The sequence below is a fragment of the uncultured Cetobacterium sp. genome (assembly GCF_947039425.1).
GTDB lineage: Bacteria > Fusobacteriota > Fusobacteriia > Fusobacteriales > Fusobacteriaceae > Cetobacterium_A.
In genome coordinates this window covers 21,435-37,207 of the sequence record NZ_CAMQYW010000003.1, presented here as the reverse complement: position 1 = coordinate 37,207, position 15,773 = coordinate 21,435, and the positions used below count along the sequence as shown (strand labels likewise).

General features: G+C 26.3%; 15 protein-coding genes. 9 read left to right on the top strand and 6 right to left on the bottom strand.

Going from position 1 to position 15,773, the window contains the following annotated elements:
* Positions 1–11: 11 nt before the first annotated feature.
* Both Q0V09_RS00795 and Q0V09_RS00790 read right to left on the bottom strand, forming a co-directional pair.
* Positions 12–1,289 (bottom strand): serine dehydratase subunit alpha family protein, encoded by a 1,278-nt coding sequence (locus Q0V09_RS00795; protein ID WP_297404261.1) that lies wholly within the window; start codon positions 1,287–1,289, stop codon positions 12–14.
* 219 nt (positions 1,290–1,508) lie between these two features.
* Entirely contained in the window at positions 1,509–3,266 is a 1,758-nt protein-coding gene (locus Q0V09_RS00790; RefSeq protein ID WP_297404263.1) for a sigma 54-interacting transcriptional regulator, read from the bottom strand.
* A gap of 156 nt (positions 3,267–3,422) precedes the next feature.
* On the opposite strand from Q0V09_RS00790, the gene Q0V09_RS00785 reads away from it, so the two are divergent.
* Both Q0V09_RS00785 and Q0V09_RS00780 read left to right on the top strand, forming a co-directional pair.
* Positions 3,423–3,800: a NifB/NifX family molybdenum-iron cluster-binding protein gene (locus Q0V09_RS00785; protein WP_297404265.1), complete on the top strand. Its 378-nt coding sequence runs from the start codon at positions 3,423–3,425 to the stop codon at positions 3,798–3,800.
* A 2-nt stretch (positions 3,801–3,802) separates the two neighbouring features.
* Positions 3,803–4,243: a DUF134 domain-containing protein gene (locus Q0V09_RS00780; protein ID WP_297404268.1), complete on the top strand. Its 441-nt coding sequence runs from the start codon at positions 3,803–3,805 to the stop codon at positions 4,241–4,243.
* A 16-nt stretch (positions 4,244–4,259) separates the two neighbouring features.
* On the opposite strand, the gene alr is transcribed toward Q0V09_RS00780, so the two are convergent.
* The 4 genes from alr to Q0V09_RS00760 form a co-directional block, all read right to left on the bottom strand.
* Positions 4,260–5,309 carry an alanine racemase gene (gene alr / locus Q0V09_RS00775; RefSeq protein ID WP_297404269.1) on the bottom strand — a complete coding sequence of 350 codons (1,050 nt, stop codon included), beginning with the start codon at positions 5,307–5,309 and terminating at the stop codon, positions 4,260–4,262.
* A gap of 70 nt (positions 5,310–5,379) precedes the next feature.
* Positions 5,380–7,125: a phosphoenolpyruvate--protein phosphotransferase gene (gene ptsP / locus Q0V09_RS00770; protein WP_297404271.1), complete on the bottom strand. Its 1,746-nt coding sequence runs from the start codon at positions 7,123–7,125 to the stop codon at positions 5,380–5,382.
* A gap of 92 nt (positions 7,126–7,217) precedes the next feature.
* Complete coding sequence (locus tag Q0V09_RS00765; protein ID WP_297404273.1) at positions 7,218–7,481, bottom strand: HPr family phosphocarrier protein; 264 nt, start codon at positions 7,479–7,481, stop codon at positions 7,218–7,220.
* A gap of 222 nt (positions 7,482–7,703) precedes the next feature.
* Positions 7,704–9,515, bottom strand: a complete 1,812-nt coding sequence (locus tag Q0V09_RS00760) for a replication initiator protein A (RefSeq protein WP_297404275.1) — start codon at positions 9,513–9,515, stop codon at positions 7,704–7,706.
* A gap of 773 nt (positions 9,516–10,288) precedes the next feature.
* On the opposite strand from Q0V09_RS00760, the gene rpmH reads away from it, so the two are divergent.
* From rpmH to mnmG, 7 genes are all read left to right on the top strand, one after another.
* Positions 10,289–10,423, top strand: coding sequence for a 50S ribosomal protein L34 (gene rpmH / locus Q0V09_RS00755; RefSeq protein ID WP_023050045.1), 135 nt, complete (start codon positions 10,289–10,291; stop codon positions 10,421–10,423).
* Positions 10,424–10,501: 78 nt separating this feature from the next.
* Complete coding sequence (gene rnpA / locus Q0V09_RS00750) at positions 10,502–10,843, top strand: ribonuclease P protein component (RefSeq protein ID WP_297404279.1); 342 nt, start codon at positions 10,502–10,504, stop codon at positions 10,841–10,843.
* A 19-nt stretch (positions 10,844–10,862) separates the two neighbouring features.
* The gene (gene yidD / locus Q0V09_RS00745; protein WP_297404281.1) at positions 10,863–11,102 is read left to right on the top strand and encodes a membrane protein insertion efficiency factor YidD; all 240 of its coding nucleotides are present in this window, start codon (positions 10,863–10,865) and stop codon (positions 11,100–11,102) included.
* Positions 11,103–11,711: a YidC/Oxa1 family membrane protein insertase gene (locus tag Q0V09_RS00740; RefSeq protein WP_297404283.1), complete on the top strand. Its 609-nt coding sequence runs from the start codon at positions 11,103–11,105 to the stop codon at positions 11,709–11,711.
* A gap of 8 nt (positions 11,712–11,719) precedes the next feature.
* Positions 11,720–12,433, top strand: coding sequence for an RNA-binding cell elongation regulator Jag/EloR (gene jag, locus Q0V09_RS00735; RefSeq protein ID WP_297404285.1), 714 nt, complete (start codon positions 11,720–11,722; stop codon positions 12,431–12,433).
* A 12-nt stretch (positions 12,434–12,445) separates the two neighbouring features.
* Positions 12,446–13,813, top strand: coding sequence for a tRNA uridine-5-carboxymethylaminomethyl(34) synthesis GTPase MnmE (gene mnmE / locus Q0V09_RS00730; protein ID WP_297404286.1), 1,368 nt, complete (start codon positions 12,446–12,448; stop codon positions 13,811–13,813).
* A gap of 75 nt (positions 13,814–13,888) precedes the next feature.
* The gene (mnmG, locus tag Q0V09_RS00725; RefSeq protein ID WP_297486741.1) at positions 13,889–15,739 is read left to right on the top strand and encodes a tRNA uridine-5-carboxymethylaminomethyl(34) synthesis enzyme MnmG; all 1,851 of its coding nucleotides are present in this window, start codon (positions 13,889–13,891) and stop codon (positions 15,737–15,739) included.
* Positions 15,740–15,773: the final 34 nt, after the last annotated feature.

The following is a 15,773-nucleotide window of genomic DNA, read 5'->3' as shown; positions in this document are numbered from 1 at the left end:
AAATAAATATTTTAATTATTTAGCATTATTTCAAGAACAACTTCATCTGTTTTTCTTAATCCTTCATGTGCTAATACTTTTACATTAGCTAATGTAGCTTCTACATCTTTTCCAACAAGTCCTTCTCCATATTCAAAATTTCTATTTTTCTTTGACATATAATAAGAATCAAAAGCCATTCCTATTGAAGAAGCAATTTTTGTGGCACATGAACTTTTTGCACCATCACAAAGCATTCCTGATAATGTTGCCAATGTTGTTTCTATTGCTGCACTTACTCTTTCAAGAGATAAACCATCTAAGAAAGATAATGCTCCTGCTACTCCTCCACCAGCACAAACAACTCCACAATATGCTGATAATCTTCCTACATTTGATTTTATATGAATTGTAGTCATATGAGAGAAAAATAATCCTCTAATTAACTCTTCATAAGATAAACCTTTTTCTTCACAATATTTTATAACTGGTAAAGATGCTGACATTCCTTGGTTTCCACTTCCACTAGTTGTCATTACAGGCATTCCACATCCATTCATTCTAGCGTCACTTCCAGCACTTGCAAAACTTACCATTTTATTTTTCAAGTCCTTACCATAAACTCCTTCTTCCATTCCTTCGGCTAAACTCTTACCCATTGCAATTCCATAAGTATTAGTTAATCCTTCTTTAGCTATAGCAGAGTTATACTCTATAACTTTTTTAAATAATGGTTCAATTGAAGATAAATCTATTGTTTTAGCTAGATTATAAATTAATTCAACTGTTAAAAATTCTTTATCAGTCATTGTTTCATGTGTTGAAACTTCATCACACGAACATCCCTTTAACTCTACTCCATTTTTTAAAATTGAAACAATATTTGTATGATAATCTTTTATTTCAACTGTTACTTCTTCATTTCCTAAGTAACCTGTTGCTCTCATATGTAATTTTACATCACCATCTATTTTACTTGTTTTGACTCTATTTTCTTTTAAATAGTTTTCAACTTCTGATAATCTTGAATTATCAATTGTTGATATTACCATTAACTCTTTAGAAGAATCACCTAAAATTGTTCCTAAAGCTACTGCAGCTTCTATTCCTACCATTCCATTTGAATTAGGAATTTTAACACTTTTAACATTTTTTATTAAATTTCCAGAAAGTAAAATTTCTATTTTCTCTGGAACGTTTCCTAATAATGATGTTATTTTACTTCCTATATATGCTAAAGCTATTGGTTCTGTACACCCTTCCGCTGGTACTATCTCTTCATTTAAAATACTTAAAATTTTATTAATCATTTGAAACCTCCAATTTATTATATCTTTTTTTATATATAAATATAAGCAATTTTTATTCCAAATTATAAAAATGATAAAATTTAATGTATATTTAAAAAAAAATAGATTTAATCTATTTTTTTTAAGTATTTGTAAATAAATTCCAATTCTTGATTTTTCATTTTGAAAATTATTTTCATTTTGAAAATTATTTTTAATTCTTATTTTTCATTTTGAAAATTAAACTATTTCATATTTTTGTATTTTTCTATACAATGTTGTTAATCCTATACTCATTTTTTTAGAAATTTCTTTTTTCCCATCTGTATCACTTCCATAAATTTTTAACGCTTTTTTTATATAATTTTTTTCAATCTCTTCAAAATCATCTAATTTATAATTTTTCTCAAAATCAAAAGTTTTTTCATTAACTTTTACTTTTTCATCTATATTTAATAATTTTTCAGGAACTGTTGAAACATCTAAAGTTTCCCCATTATTAGAAATACTAAACATAAATTCAATTGTATTTTCTAACTCTCTTATATTTCCGGGCCAATTATAATCTAGTAAAATATTTTCTACTTTTTCATCTATATTTTGAATATATTTATCTGTTATTTTATTATATTTTTTTATTAACTTATATGCTATTGGTAATATATCCTCTTTCCTATGTCTTAAAGGTATCAATTCAAAAGGAATCACTTTTAATCTATAATATAAATCACTTCTAAATTTTTTTTCCTCTATTCTTTTTTCTAAGTCTACATTTGTTGCAGATATTATTCTTATATCTAAATCTATTACTCTATTTGAACCAATTCTCGTAACTTTTCTTTCTTGAATAACTCTCAATAGTTTTGCTTGTAAGTATAAAGGCATATCTCCTATTTCATCTAAAAAAATTACTCCTCCATTTGATAATTCAAATTTTCCCATCCTTCCATTTTTATCAGCTCCAGTAAAAGCACCTTTTACATATCCAAACAATTCACTTTCCAATAAAGAATCGGGTATTGCCGCACAATTTATAACAATAAAAGGGGCATTTCTTCTATCACTATGAAAATGTAGGGCTCTTGCTACTAACTCTTTTCCTGTTCCACTTTCTCCTGTTATTAGTACTGTTGATTTAGATAGAGATACTCTTTTAATTCTTTCTTTTAATTCTCTTGTAAAATGAGATTCTCCTATTATATTTTTAGTTGAAACACTATTTGATGTTTCAACTAACTCTCTAATATTACTATTCACCTTATTCATATCATCAAAAATAAAAAGTTTTTCATTTCTTCCAAAAGACTCAAATGGTAAAATTTTACCGACAACTTCTACTTCTTTATAATCAATTTTTAATTTAAATATCTCTTCCTTCATTAAAAAATCTTCTAATGATTCTATTTTTACTTTTTTTCCAATTATTTCACTATCAATATCTATTTTTTTTAAAGCATATTTATTTCTTGTCGTTATTATGTTATTTTCATCAAACCTTATTACTCCCTTTTGAAGGGTATTTAATATCGTTGATAAAACATTTTCTCTTTCTGCTTTTTCTAAATTCTCTTTATATTCTGTAAATCTTATACTTATTAATTCTGCCATTTGTTCTACAAAATCCAAATAATTTTTTAAATCATTTTCTATTTTTTCTTTTTGTTTCTCATCAAAAGAAACTAAACTAATAAGACCTATTATTTTTTTTTCATTTCTTATAGGAGTAGAAATTTCTAAAGTTTCTAAACAACATTTTTTTTCTGAACATCCATCACATATTGAATCCTCTCTTGGATTTAAAATAACTGTTGTTTCTCCTGTTTCTAAAGCCTTTTTATTTGCTCTTCCTTTGATTATTTCCCCTATTTTTTGTGGTCCACTTCCTGTTATTCTAACAAGATTTTTATCACAGATACCTACATCCATAGAAAAAAGTTTAGAAATAGTATTTGCATATTTTTTTAACTCTTCCTTTATATCTTGTAAATTAACTTTCATTACTCTCCCTTGAAAATACTATGTTTTTTATATGTATATTAACAAAAATAATTTCCTAAGTCAAACTTATATAAAAAGATTCTTGACTTATATTTATTAAAATTATATTATTAGTTAATGGCATATGCCATTAACTAATAATATGTGAGGTGTATCATGAAAATAGCAGTTGTAGCAGACAATAATAAGGTAAGTCAACATTTTGGACAAGCTAAAGGTTTTTTTGTTTATGATAGTGAAGGTAATAAAGAATATTATGAAAGCACTGGTCATGGTGAGATTCCTGCACTTTTAAAAGAATTAAATATAGATTTTGTAGCTTGTGGTGGTATTGGACAAGGAGCTATGGATAATTTAAAAAATAAGGATATAAAAGCTTTTACAGGTTTAGAAGGTCTTTGTGATGATATTGCTGATGGTTTCTTTAGAGAAATTTTAGTAACTGGAAGACAAAAATGTTGTGGTGGACATGGAAACCACGAACATCATAAACATGATGATAATCACTCTTGTAATTGTAATTGTGGTAAATAATTTTGTCTAGACCAGTTAAAATTAGAAATGTAGAGTTAATTCCAACTAATACCACTTTTATTCCTGAAGGGCAAAAAAAATGTTCTACTTCTTTTAATAATTTAAAAATAGAAGAGTTTGAAGCCATTAGATTAAAAGATTTTCAAGAGCTATCTCAAGAAGAAGCTGCTGAAAAAATGGATGTATCACGACAAACATTTCAAAAAATTCTAAGTTTAGCTAGAAAAAAAATTGCAGATGCTCTTATCAATGGACATGGAATTTCTATTGGCGGTGGTGATTTTAAAACTCCCCACTGTAAATTTCATTGTGAAGATTGTTCATACGAATACATTCCTTCATTTAATTCTCAATTAAATCAATGTCCTAATTGTTCATCTGAAAATATTATTTGCATCAAAATACAAAAAAAATGCACAAAATTATGCCATTTAAAAAAGTAGGATTACTCCTACTTTTTTAAATTAACACTCTTTCTATTCGATCATTTATACAAGATAAAAATTCATAGTGTGGCACTTTTAAATAATCTATTGCTTCTTCTAGATCATGAAAAATTTCGATTTCATCTCCCACTTTTACTGAATCATCAACTACTACAAAAGAACTATCCATACTTATATGTATTATTTTATATTTTTTATTATTGATTATAGACATAATATTTTCGCTTCTTTTCGATAATCCATCTCCATAACCTATTCTAATCTTTGCAACTTTATCTGTATCTAAAATATTTAAATTTTCTTTTTTTTCATATCCTATATACTTTAAATTTTTCACTTCTTTTATTCCTGAAATTTTTCCAACTAAGAAAATTGATCTCTTTATATAAGGATCATAATAACCTATTTCTTGTAGTCCAAATAATATTGTTCCACATCTTATATGAGTACAACCCTTTCCCTCAATGGATATTACTCCTGCACTGTTTTGAGAGTGTATCATCTCAAATCTATCTCTTCCTAAATTAGAAATAATTTTATCAAATTTATTTTCAATATCCAACATATCTTCATGTGTACAATCAAATAGATGAGTAGCTATGCCTTTAAACTTCAAATCATTTTCTTGTATTATTTTTTCTAATTTTTTAATCTCACTTTCTAAAATTCCATTTCGTCCAAATCCAAAATCTATTTTTAAATGCATTTGTGATGTTGATATTCCTTTAGATAATGCTTTTTTTAAATCTGATATGCTGTTAATAAAAATTTCAAGTTCATCAAAAACTTTTAATAATTCCATCTCTTCTATCGTTTCTAAAACTAATACTTTTATATTTTTTAACTTCAATCTCAATATTTTTTTAGCTTCCCAAATCCTAGCAACTGCAAAATATTTACACCCTTCCTCTTGTAATAATTTTACAACTTGCTCAATTCCATGTCCATAAGCATTAGCTTTTACAACTGCAATAATCTCTTTTTTTTTTGATTCTTTTAAATATCTATAATTATGAAGTATATTTTCTTTTTTTACTTTCATAAAAAAATCATCAAATGCCATATTTTCTCCTTTTTTCCTTTTAGTATACTCCAAAATTAAAAAAAGATGAAGAAACCTTCATCTTTTTTTCTTATAATCCAATAAATTCATTATTAAATTTATCTATTTCTTTTAAAACTTCTTCAGTTGTATTCATTAACATTACTCTTTCAACTAATTCTTGAGAAGATTTTTTATCTATCTTTATGATGTTTTTCTTAATTCTTGCAACTGATATTGCTGACATAGAAAAAGCATCAAGTCCCATTCCAAACAATAAAGCTGTTGCTCTTGCTTCTCCAGCAAACTCTCCACACATTGAAATTGGAATTCCTCCGTCATGTGCTCCATCTATTGCCGCTTTTATTGCTGATAATACCCCTGGATTATATGTATCATATAAATGAGATATTCTTTCATTACCTCTATCTACTGCTAAAGTATATTGTGTTAAATCATTTGTTCCTATTGAGAAAAAGTCAACTTCTTTAGCAAACCATTTAGCTCTAAATGCTGTTGCTGGAGTTTCTATCATTATTCCAAGTTGAATTTTTTCATCAAATTTAATTCCTTCATTTCTTAACTCTTCTTTACACTCTTCTAATAATTCTCTTGATTTTCTAACCTCTTCTATTGAGATTACCATTGGTAACATTATTTTAATATATCCAAATGCAGAAGCTCTTAATAATGCTCTAAATTGTGTTTTTAAAATTTCAGGTCTGTCTAAACAAATTCTTAATGCTCTCCATCCTAAAAATGGATTTTCTTCATGTGGTAATTCCATGTAAGGAAGGGACTTATCTCCACCTATATCCATAGTTCTTATAGTTACTGGATATTTATTTCCTTCTGAGTCTTCCATTGATTCTGCAACTGATTTATAAGCTTCAAACTGTTCATCCTCTGTTGGAAATCTATCTTTAGCCATAAATAAAAATTCAGTTCTATAAAGACCAATTCCATTGGCACCATTTCTCAATACACCACTTACATCTTTAGGTGATCCAATATTTGACCAAGCACCTACTACTATTCCATCTTTTGAAATTGCTTGCTTATCTTTTAATTGTTTTAAAAGTTCTTTGTCAGCTAAATATTCTTCTCTTTTTTTAGTATAAAATAATATATCTTTTTCTTCTGGATTAAGAATTATATCTCCTGTTAAAGCATCTACTATAATTGAATTTTCATTTTCAACTAACTCCGTTATATTTCCTGTTCCTACTACAGCTGGAATTTCAAGTGATCTTGCCATAATTGATGAGTGAGCTGTTTTCCCTCCAATATCTGTTATAAATGCCACTACATTTTTTAAATCCAATTGAGCAGTATCTGATGGAGTTAAGTCCCTTGCTACAACAATTGAATTTTCAGGTAAAGATGAGAGATCTACTATATCCATTCCTACAATATTATATAGCCATCTTTTTGCTATATCTCCCAAGTCAGCAGCTCTCTCTCTTAAATATTCATCTTCAAGATTTGCTAACATATCACAATAACCACTAATCCCTTGTTCTAAAGCGTTCTCTGCACTTATTTTTTCATCTTCAATAAGTTCCACTACTTCATCAAAAAGATCTTCATCTTCTAATAAAGTTATATGTCCATCAAATATAGCTGCCTTATCTTCACCTAATTTTTTTGCTGTTTTATCTCTTATAATTAATAGTTGCTCTTTTGTTTTTTCTCTTCCCTCTATTAATTTTTCTTTTTGAATTTCTGAATTATCAAATTCACCTTTATCTATAAATAATTCTTCCTCTTTATATAAAAATACTTTCCCTATTGCTATTCCTGGAGACGCGTCTATTCCTTTTATTAACTTTTTCATAATTATCTCTCCCTAATTATCTATATTTTTTTCTATATTTTTCAACAAAAAAAGATGGAGTTACCCCCATCCCTCTTACTTTTCTAGATTAACTAGTCTTTTAGATTCTCAAGAAGGTGAGCTAACTTTTCTATTGCTTCGTTCTCATCTTCACCATTTGCATAAACTGTTATGTTTGCACCTTTTTTTATTCCTAAAGAAAGTAGTTTTAGTAAAGATGTTCCTTTTACTTTTTTTCCTTCTTCATTTTCTAATTCAATTTGTGACGTGAATGTTTTTGCTAAGCTTACGAATTCATTTCCTGGTCTTGTGTGTAATCCTGTTTCATTTTTAATTTCAACTGTTTTACTTATCATAATCTAAACTCACCTTTCTATCCTAATTGTTTTATTTTAATTAATAAATATAAGCATTTTTATACTTTAATTTAAATATAGAATACTTAATTTTAAAGTTTTTGTCAATTTTTATTTTGAGTGTTTTTCTCCAAAATTTTGGTTATTTTTATGTCTTTAAATACAATTTTTTATATCTTAAAGAAAAAATATAAACTCCAGTTTAACAAAACTTAGGCTATGTTAACCCTCCTCGTTAATTACTCTTTCAATATATTTTTTTATTGTATTAAAATATATCTTTTGAGATTTTCTTTTCATTGTAAGTAAAAAATTAATATCGATGCTTTCTTCTACAGAACATATATTGATCGCTCTTTCCTCTATTTTTAATTTTTCATATTCATCATATTCATCAAAAACTTTTAATATATCTGTAGAAATTTCTGAATCTTCTATTAAATCCTTTATACTATTTATTACTGGTTTCTTTACTGTTTTCCTTGCTTGATTTATTTTTTTCTTACTAATTAACCCTTTTTCTTTAACTATATTATTAAAAAGTGTTAGATTTTGCTTAGATTCTGCATTTTCTTGAGATAATAAATTTTTTAAAACACCGTTTATATATTGAACTAAGGTTGTTTTTATATTAGAATTTAAATTTTTATATATAATTTTCAAAACTTCTATTAGTATTAAATCTCCCTCTTCTATAAGAATTTTTTTTAATTTTGTATCTGTTCTTTTATCCCAAGCTCTAGAAGCATATATATTTTTTTTAGCTTTTTGAATATATTTAGATATATTTTCAGGAAAATCAAAATCACTTTTCTTTTCTTTTTTTATTATTGTTTTTTTAATTTTTTCTGTTTTATTTATTTCCACAATATCTATTACTTCTGCTTCTTCTATTTCTAGATCTTTATATTTCTTCTCTTTTTCTTTAGATCCACTATAAGTTAACTCTCTTGGTTTATTTAATTTATTTCCTTCTATAAACGTTGAAACATGACAATTTCCATCTTTATTGGGATTAAATTTATAAATAATATAATATGTTTCTTCTTCTTTAGAAATAAAAGACTCATAATACTCAACATAACCAAGTTCAACTAATACATCATAAGCTTTTTTTACCCTTTTTAAAACTTGTTTCATTCTACATAAAATATATTTTTTTATCTCACCATTCTTATTAGCTCTTTCTGTTATTTGCTCTGTTTTTAATGGAATTATTGCAGCTATTGTTCTTAAATTTATTTTATCTTCTTGTTTTTCATATCTTATTTTACTAATATATTTATAAATTCTTCCTGCAATTGGATCTTTAGCTAAAATCTCCATTAAAGCTTTTGAGTTATATTTAATATATCTCTTATCACTAATTTTTTTTCTAATATTTTTATTCAATGTTACTCTATAATAAATTTTTTTACCTTTTTTTAATTTCTGATATGTTAAGAGTTTAAACTCTTCATCTTCAAATTTATATTTCCCAAGTTTAGTGTGATTTGAAACTATAAATTGATATTCTGTATTTTTTAAATTTTTCAAAGCTTGTTCAACTTTTGTATAATAAGTTCTATTCATTTTATTACCTAAAAAGTTAACTATAAAATCTGAAATTTCAAACTCTATATACTCATCTTCGTCATTTAAATCTTTTTTCATTTCATATGTTGATATTAAGTAAGTATATATTTTTTCTTCAAATATTGATGGTTGAAATACTTTATCTTTTCCATCCTTAGCCACTAATGTACAGTACATTGTTACTCCTAGATCCTCAAAGGAGTATTGAAAGTTTACTCTTTTATTTTGCTTTTGAGGAGTAAAAAATGGAAATACGATCATTTCAACTGGAATATTTATAATATTATCTTTTAAATTTAAAAAATTTCCTGTTTCTTTTATTATTACTTCCCTTACTTCTATATCAGGAACTTGATTTAATTTTATATCTATTTTAGTTATATCAGTTAATAATGAGCCCGTTGAACTTATTTTAAAATTTTCAACAATATCACTAATATCTTTTGATTTATTCTCCATAAAAACTCCTTTTTCATATGTATACGTACAATAATATTTAAAAATTTGCGTAATATACTATACCATTTTTTCTGTATATAAACAATAATATTTTTTTCTTTTTTTAATTGTCATCTAATCTTTATTTTTACTAGATCTTCGCATAATTTTGATTATAAATATATTGAAAAATATAGCTTTCTATTTATGTATACGTACAATAATATTTATAATAAATAATAACCCTTTGATTTTATTGATCTTTTTATATCTTACAATAATGTTCTCCATTGAAAAATATAGCTTTCTATTTATGTATATAAACAATAATATATTTATTTTAATAAAACATATTGATTTATATAGCTTTTTCTCTTTTTTTATTCTTTTAAATTTATATATATTCAACAAAATCAATATGTTTCTTAAATGTCTATTAACAATAATATTTTTATATCTTTATAACCTATTGATTTATAAAGGTTTATTCTTTTTATTTTAGTTCAAAACCTTATAACTAAAGGGTATTCTACTGTGTATACGCACAATAATATTTTTTAAACAATAAATCCAGTAAAATCAAGGATATTACGGGTGTTTTTTTTCCATCTTAGTCTGTACATATAACATTATACAAAAAACAAAAACAACAGGGGGATTTATTTTTAAATAATTAAAAAAAAGTTAAATATTTCATCTTCTTATAATTTTTATTATGAGAATTTACTTGACAAAAGGCAAATTTTCTTCTAAAATATTTATCTGAAATATAGATATTTTTAGGAGGTGAAAAAATGAAAAGAACTTATCAGCCAAATAACAGAAAATACAAGAAAGATCACGGGTTCAGAGCTAGAATGGCTACTAAAAACGGAAGAAAAGTATTAAAGAGAAGAAGAGCTAGAGGAAGAAAAGTATTATCAGCATAAAACCCGGTGAACAAATACACCGGGTTTTTAAAGGTATTATAAAGGATTTAAGGACTATTTTAGGGAGTTAACTAAATTATGATTAATTTAAAAAAAAATAGAGAGTTTCAAATAATTTATAACTCAGGACAAAAATCATTTGGATATTACTCTCTTATTTTTTTTAAAGAGAATAATACAAAATTCAATAGATGTGGTTTTGTAGTTAGTAAAAAAACAGGAAATGCCGTTTGTAGAAATCGTTTAAAAAGATTATTTAGAGAATATTATCGTTTACATGAAAATGAATTAAAAATAGGCTACGACATTATTTTTGTAGCTAAAAGAACAGCCGGAGAAAAATTTAAAACTCTAACTTATGAGGAGATGAAAAAGGATCTTGATCGTGTTCTTAAAAATATTAAGGAATCAAATTCTTAATATTAAATTAAAAAATATTTTGAAAAAAACAGTATTAATTATAATAAAAATATATCAAAAATTTATTTCTAGATTTTTAGGAAAAAATTGTATATTTCAACCAACTTGCTCACAATATACATATGAAGCTATAAATACATATGGAATATTCAGAGGAAGTTTTTTAGGAATCAAAAGGATTTTAAGATGTCATCCATATTCTCAAGGTGGATATGATCCAGTGCCATCACTTAAAAAAAATGCGGAGGAAAAAAAATAAATGGAATTTTTATACAAAGTGTTTGAACAAATATTAATTTTTTTAAATAATATTACAGGAAACTTTGGATTAGCTATTATCGGATTAACTCTTTTAATTAAATTAGCATTATTGCCATTAACTTTAAAGCAAGATAAGTCTATGAAAAAGATGAAAGAATTACAACCTATTTTAGATGACTACAAGAAAAAATATGGAAATGACAAAAATCTATTAAATCAAAAAACAATGGAATTATATAAAGAGAAAAAAGTTAACCCTGCAGGAGGGTGTCTTCCACTTTTATTACAATTGCCAATTTTATGGGGATTATTTGGAGTCCTAAGAGTAGATAGAGGGGTTGTTCCTCCAGAAGCATTCTTATGGATGAACTTATTACAACCAGATCCATATTATATACTGCCAGTTCTTAACGGAATTGTTTCATTTTTCCAACAAAAATTAACTGGTGCAGATCATAATCCACAGATGAAACAAATGATGTATATATTCCCAGTAATGATGATATTTATTTCTTATAAAATGCCAGCAGGATTACAAATTTATTGGTTAACATCAAGTTTAGCTGGTGTATTACAACAATATTTCATAATGAAAAGAGGAGACTAGTTAAAATTATGGAAAATATAATAGAAATCAAAGCAAGTAATAGAAAAACTGCTATTGCTAGAGCTATTAAAATATTAGAAGTTTCCGAAGAACAAGTTATCAATGTTAAAGAGTTAGAAAAACCAAAATCTTTTTTTGGTTTTTTTGCAAAAGATGGTCTTTATCAAATAGAAATAACAAAAGAAACGGAACTTAGTAAAATTAACACTTTTGAATCTGAAAAAATTCAAGAGGAAGTAAAAGAAAAAAATGTTCAAGAAGAACCTAAGGTTATTCTGAAGCAAGAAAATAAAGAAAAAAAAATAATTGATTTAGCACAAACTTTATTAAAAAAAATGGGTCTAGACTTAGAAGTTGAAATTTTAAGACTAGAAGGTAGAAATTGCATTATTAATCTATTTGGAGAAGATAATGGAATTATTATTGGTAAAAAAGGTAAAACATTAAATAGTTATGAATATTTACTAAATACTTTAATCAAAGATGTTAGAATTGATGTTGATGTTGAAGGATTTAAAGAAAAAAGAAATATAACTTTAAGAGATTTAGCTAGAAAAATGTCTGAAAAAGCATTAAAAACAACAAAACCAATAAAATTAAATCCTATGCCTCCAAGAGAAAGAAAAATAATTCATGAGGTTGTAAATAAATACCCAGAGTTAGATACTTATAGTGAAGGTAAAGACCCTAAAAGATATATTGTGATAAGAAAGAAAAAGTAGGGGTGAGTTTTTATGTTTGATACTATTGCAGCAATATCTACTCCTAGAGGAGAAGGCGGAATAGGAATTGTTAGAATGTCTGGTAAAGATGCCATATGTATACTAACAAAAATATTTAAACCAGTATCTAAAAAAGAAGTTAAAGATTTAAGAAATTTTAGTATAAATTATGGGCATCTTTATGATAAAGAGATTTTAATTGATGAAGTTTTAGTTTCAATAATGAAAGGTCCAAATACATATACTAAAGAGGATATTGTAGAAATAAATTGTCACGGTGGATACTTAATAACAGAAAAAGTATTAGAGCTAGTTCTAAAAAGTGGTGCTAGAATCGCTGAGATAGGTGAATTTACTCGAAGAGCATTTTTAAACGGTAGATTAGATCTTACTCAAGCAGAAGCTGTAATAGACCTAATTCACGGAAAGACAGATAAGAGTATATCATTATCATTAGATCAACTTAGAGGAGATCTAAAAGAGCAAATAAATATTTTAAAAAAATTATTATTAGATGTTTCAGCTCATGTTAATGTAGTACTTGATTATCCAGAAGAGGGAATAGATGATCCTTTACCAGATGATCTAGTAGATAATCTACATCATGTTATAAATACAACAGATACTTTAATCAAATCCTACAATAAAGGAAAAATGATTAAAGAGGGAGTAAAAACAGCTATAGTAGGAAAACCAAATGTTGGAAAATCAAGCTTATTAAACTCTATCTTAAAAGAAGAAAGAGCTATAGTAACAAATGTTGCTGGTACAACAAGGGATATAATTGAAGAAGTTATAAACTTAAAAGGAATTCCACTTGTTCTTGTTGACACAGCAGGAATAAGAGCAACAGATGATGTTGTTGAAACTATAGGAGTTGAAAAATCAAAAGATATGATAGATAAAGCTGATTTAGTTTTATTTGTTGTAGATAATTCTAGAGAAATAGATGAAGAAGATTTAAAGATTCATGAAAGAATTAACTCTGGTAAAGTTATTGGATTGATAAACAAAACAGATGTTAATGGGAATTTAGATACTTCATCATTAACGAAAATTAAAAAGTGGATAAAAATATCAGCTTTAGAAAAGATAGGAATTGATGAAATGGAAGATGAAATTTATAATTATGTAATTTCAGGACAAGTAGAAGATAGTTCTGAAAAATTAGTAATTACAAATGTAAGACATAAATCAGCTCTAGAAAAAACTAAACAAGCGATAGAGAATATATTTGAAACGATAAATATGGGATTACCAATGGATCTAATTGCCGTTGATTTAAAAGAAGCTTTAGATTCTTTATCAGAGGTTACTGGAGAAATTAGTAATGAAGATCTTCTAGATCATATATTTAGTAATTTTTGTGTAGGTAAATAAAATTGGTTAGCCACAGATTGTTATCTGTGGCTATATTTTTTTTATGTATATGAACAAAAATAAAGGGAGAAAAAAATGATTTTGAATTATGATGTAATTGTTGTTGGTGGAGGTCATGCAGGTGTAGAAGCAGCTTTAGCCAGTGCAAGATTAAATAGGAAAACACTTTTGTTTACACTATCTTTAGATAATATAGGAATGATGTCATGTAATCCATCTATAGGAGGACCTGGAAAAAGTAATTTAGTTGCAGAGATAGATGTTTTAGGTGGGGAGATGGGAACTCACACTGATAAGTATAATTTACAATTAAAGCATTTAAATACAAGTAAAGGTCCAGCTGCGAGAATAACAAGAGGTCAAGCTGATAAATTTTTATATAGAACAAAGATGAAATCACTTCTTGAACATACAGAAAATCTTGAAATTATGCAAGATAGTGTAGATGAAATTTTAGTTGAAAATGGGAAAGTAATTGGAGTTAAAACAGGATTGGGAATAGAGTATCAATCTGAAGTTGTAGTATTAGCAACGGGAACTTTTTTAAAGGGAAGAGTAGTAATAGGAGATGTTGAATTTCCAGCAGGAAGAATGGGAGAAAATTCTGCAGAGAAACTTTCTGATAGTTTAAGAGCTAATGGTATTTTACTAGAAAGATATCAAACAGCAACACCTCCAAGAATAGATAAAGAAACAGTTGATTTTTCAGTAATGAAGCCATTATACGGAGAAGAGCATCCAAGATATTTTTCTATATATACAGAAAAGAAATCTAATGGAATTGTTCCAACTTGGCTAACTCATACAACTGAAAAAACATTGGAAGTTACGAAAGAGATGTTAAAATATTCTCCAATTGTATCTGGAATAATAGAAACACATGGTCCTAGACATTGTCCATCATTAGACAGAAAGGTTTTAAATTTTCCAGATAAATTTGATCATCAAATTTTCTTAGAATTAGAGTCTATTGATTCTAATGAACTTTATGTAAATGGATTAACAACAGCAATGCCTCCATTTGCTCAAGATGCAATGTTAAAATCTATAAAAGGTTTAGAGAATGCAAAGATAATGAGATATGGTTATGCAGTGGAATATGACTATGCTCCTGCATCACAATTATATCCTAGTTTAGAAAGCAAAAAACTTAAAGGACTATTTTTTGGTGGACAAATAAATGGAACATCAGGATATGAAGAGGCAGCAGCTCAAGGGTTTATAGCTGGAGTAAATGCTGCTAGAAAATCAATAGGAAAAGAGCCTGTAATATTTGATAGAAGTGAAGGATATATAGGAGTTTTAGTTGATGATATTATTCATAAAAAAACACCAGAACCTTATAGAGTTCTTCCATCAAGATCTGAGTATAGATTAACTCTTAGATTTGATAATGGATTTATGAGATTATTAGATAAAGCTGAAGAGATTGGAATAGTACCTAAAGATAAAATTGATTATTTAAAAAAATGTCGTGAAAATGTATATTTAGAAATAGATAAAATTAAAAGCAGTAAGATTTTAATGAAGGATGCTAATGAATTATTAGAGAAAAAAGGAGCTACCCAAAGATTGACAAAGGGAGTTCAAGGAAATGAGTTGTTAAAATTTAAAGAGATATCTTATGATGATTTAAAAGATATTTTAGATATTAATGAATATCCAGAGTTTGTAAAAAATCAAATAGAAACTATGATAAAATATGAAATTTTTATTGAAAGAGAAAGAGAACAGATAGAGAGATTTAAAAAATTAGAATCATTAAGTATTCCTAGAGATTTTAATTATGATGAAGTTAGAGGAATATCAAATATAGCTAAATCAGGATTAAAAGATGTTGATCCTATGTCTATAGGAGAAGCTTCAAGAATAAGTGGAGTTACAGGGAATGATATAGCACTATTATTAGCATATTTAAAGAAGTAAAATAGTAAATGGATTAACTTCCATTTACTATTTT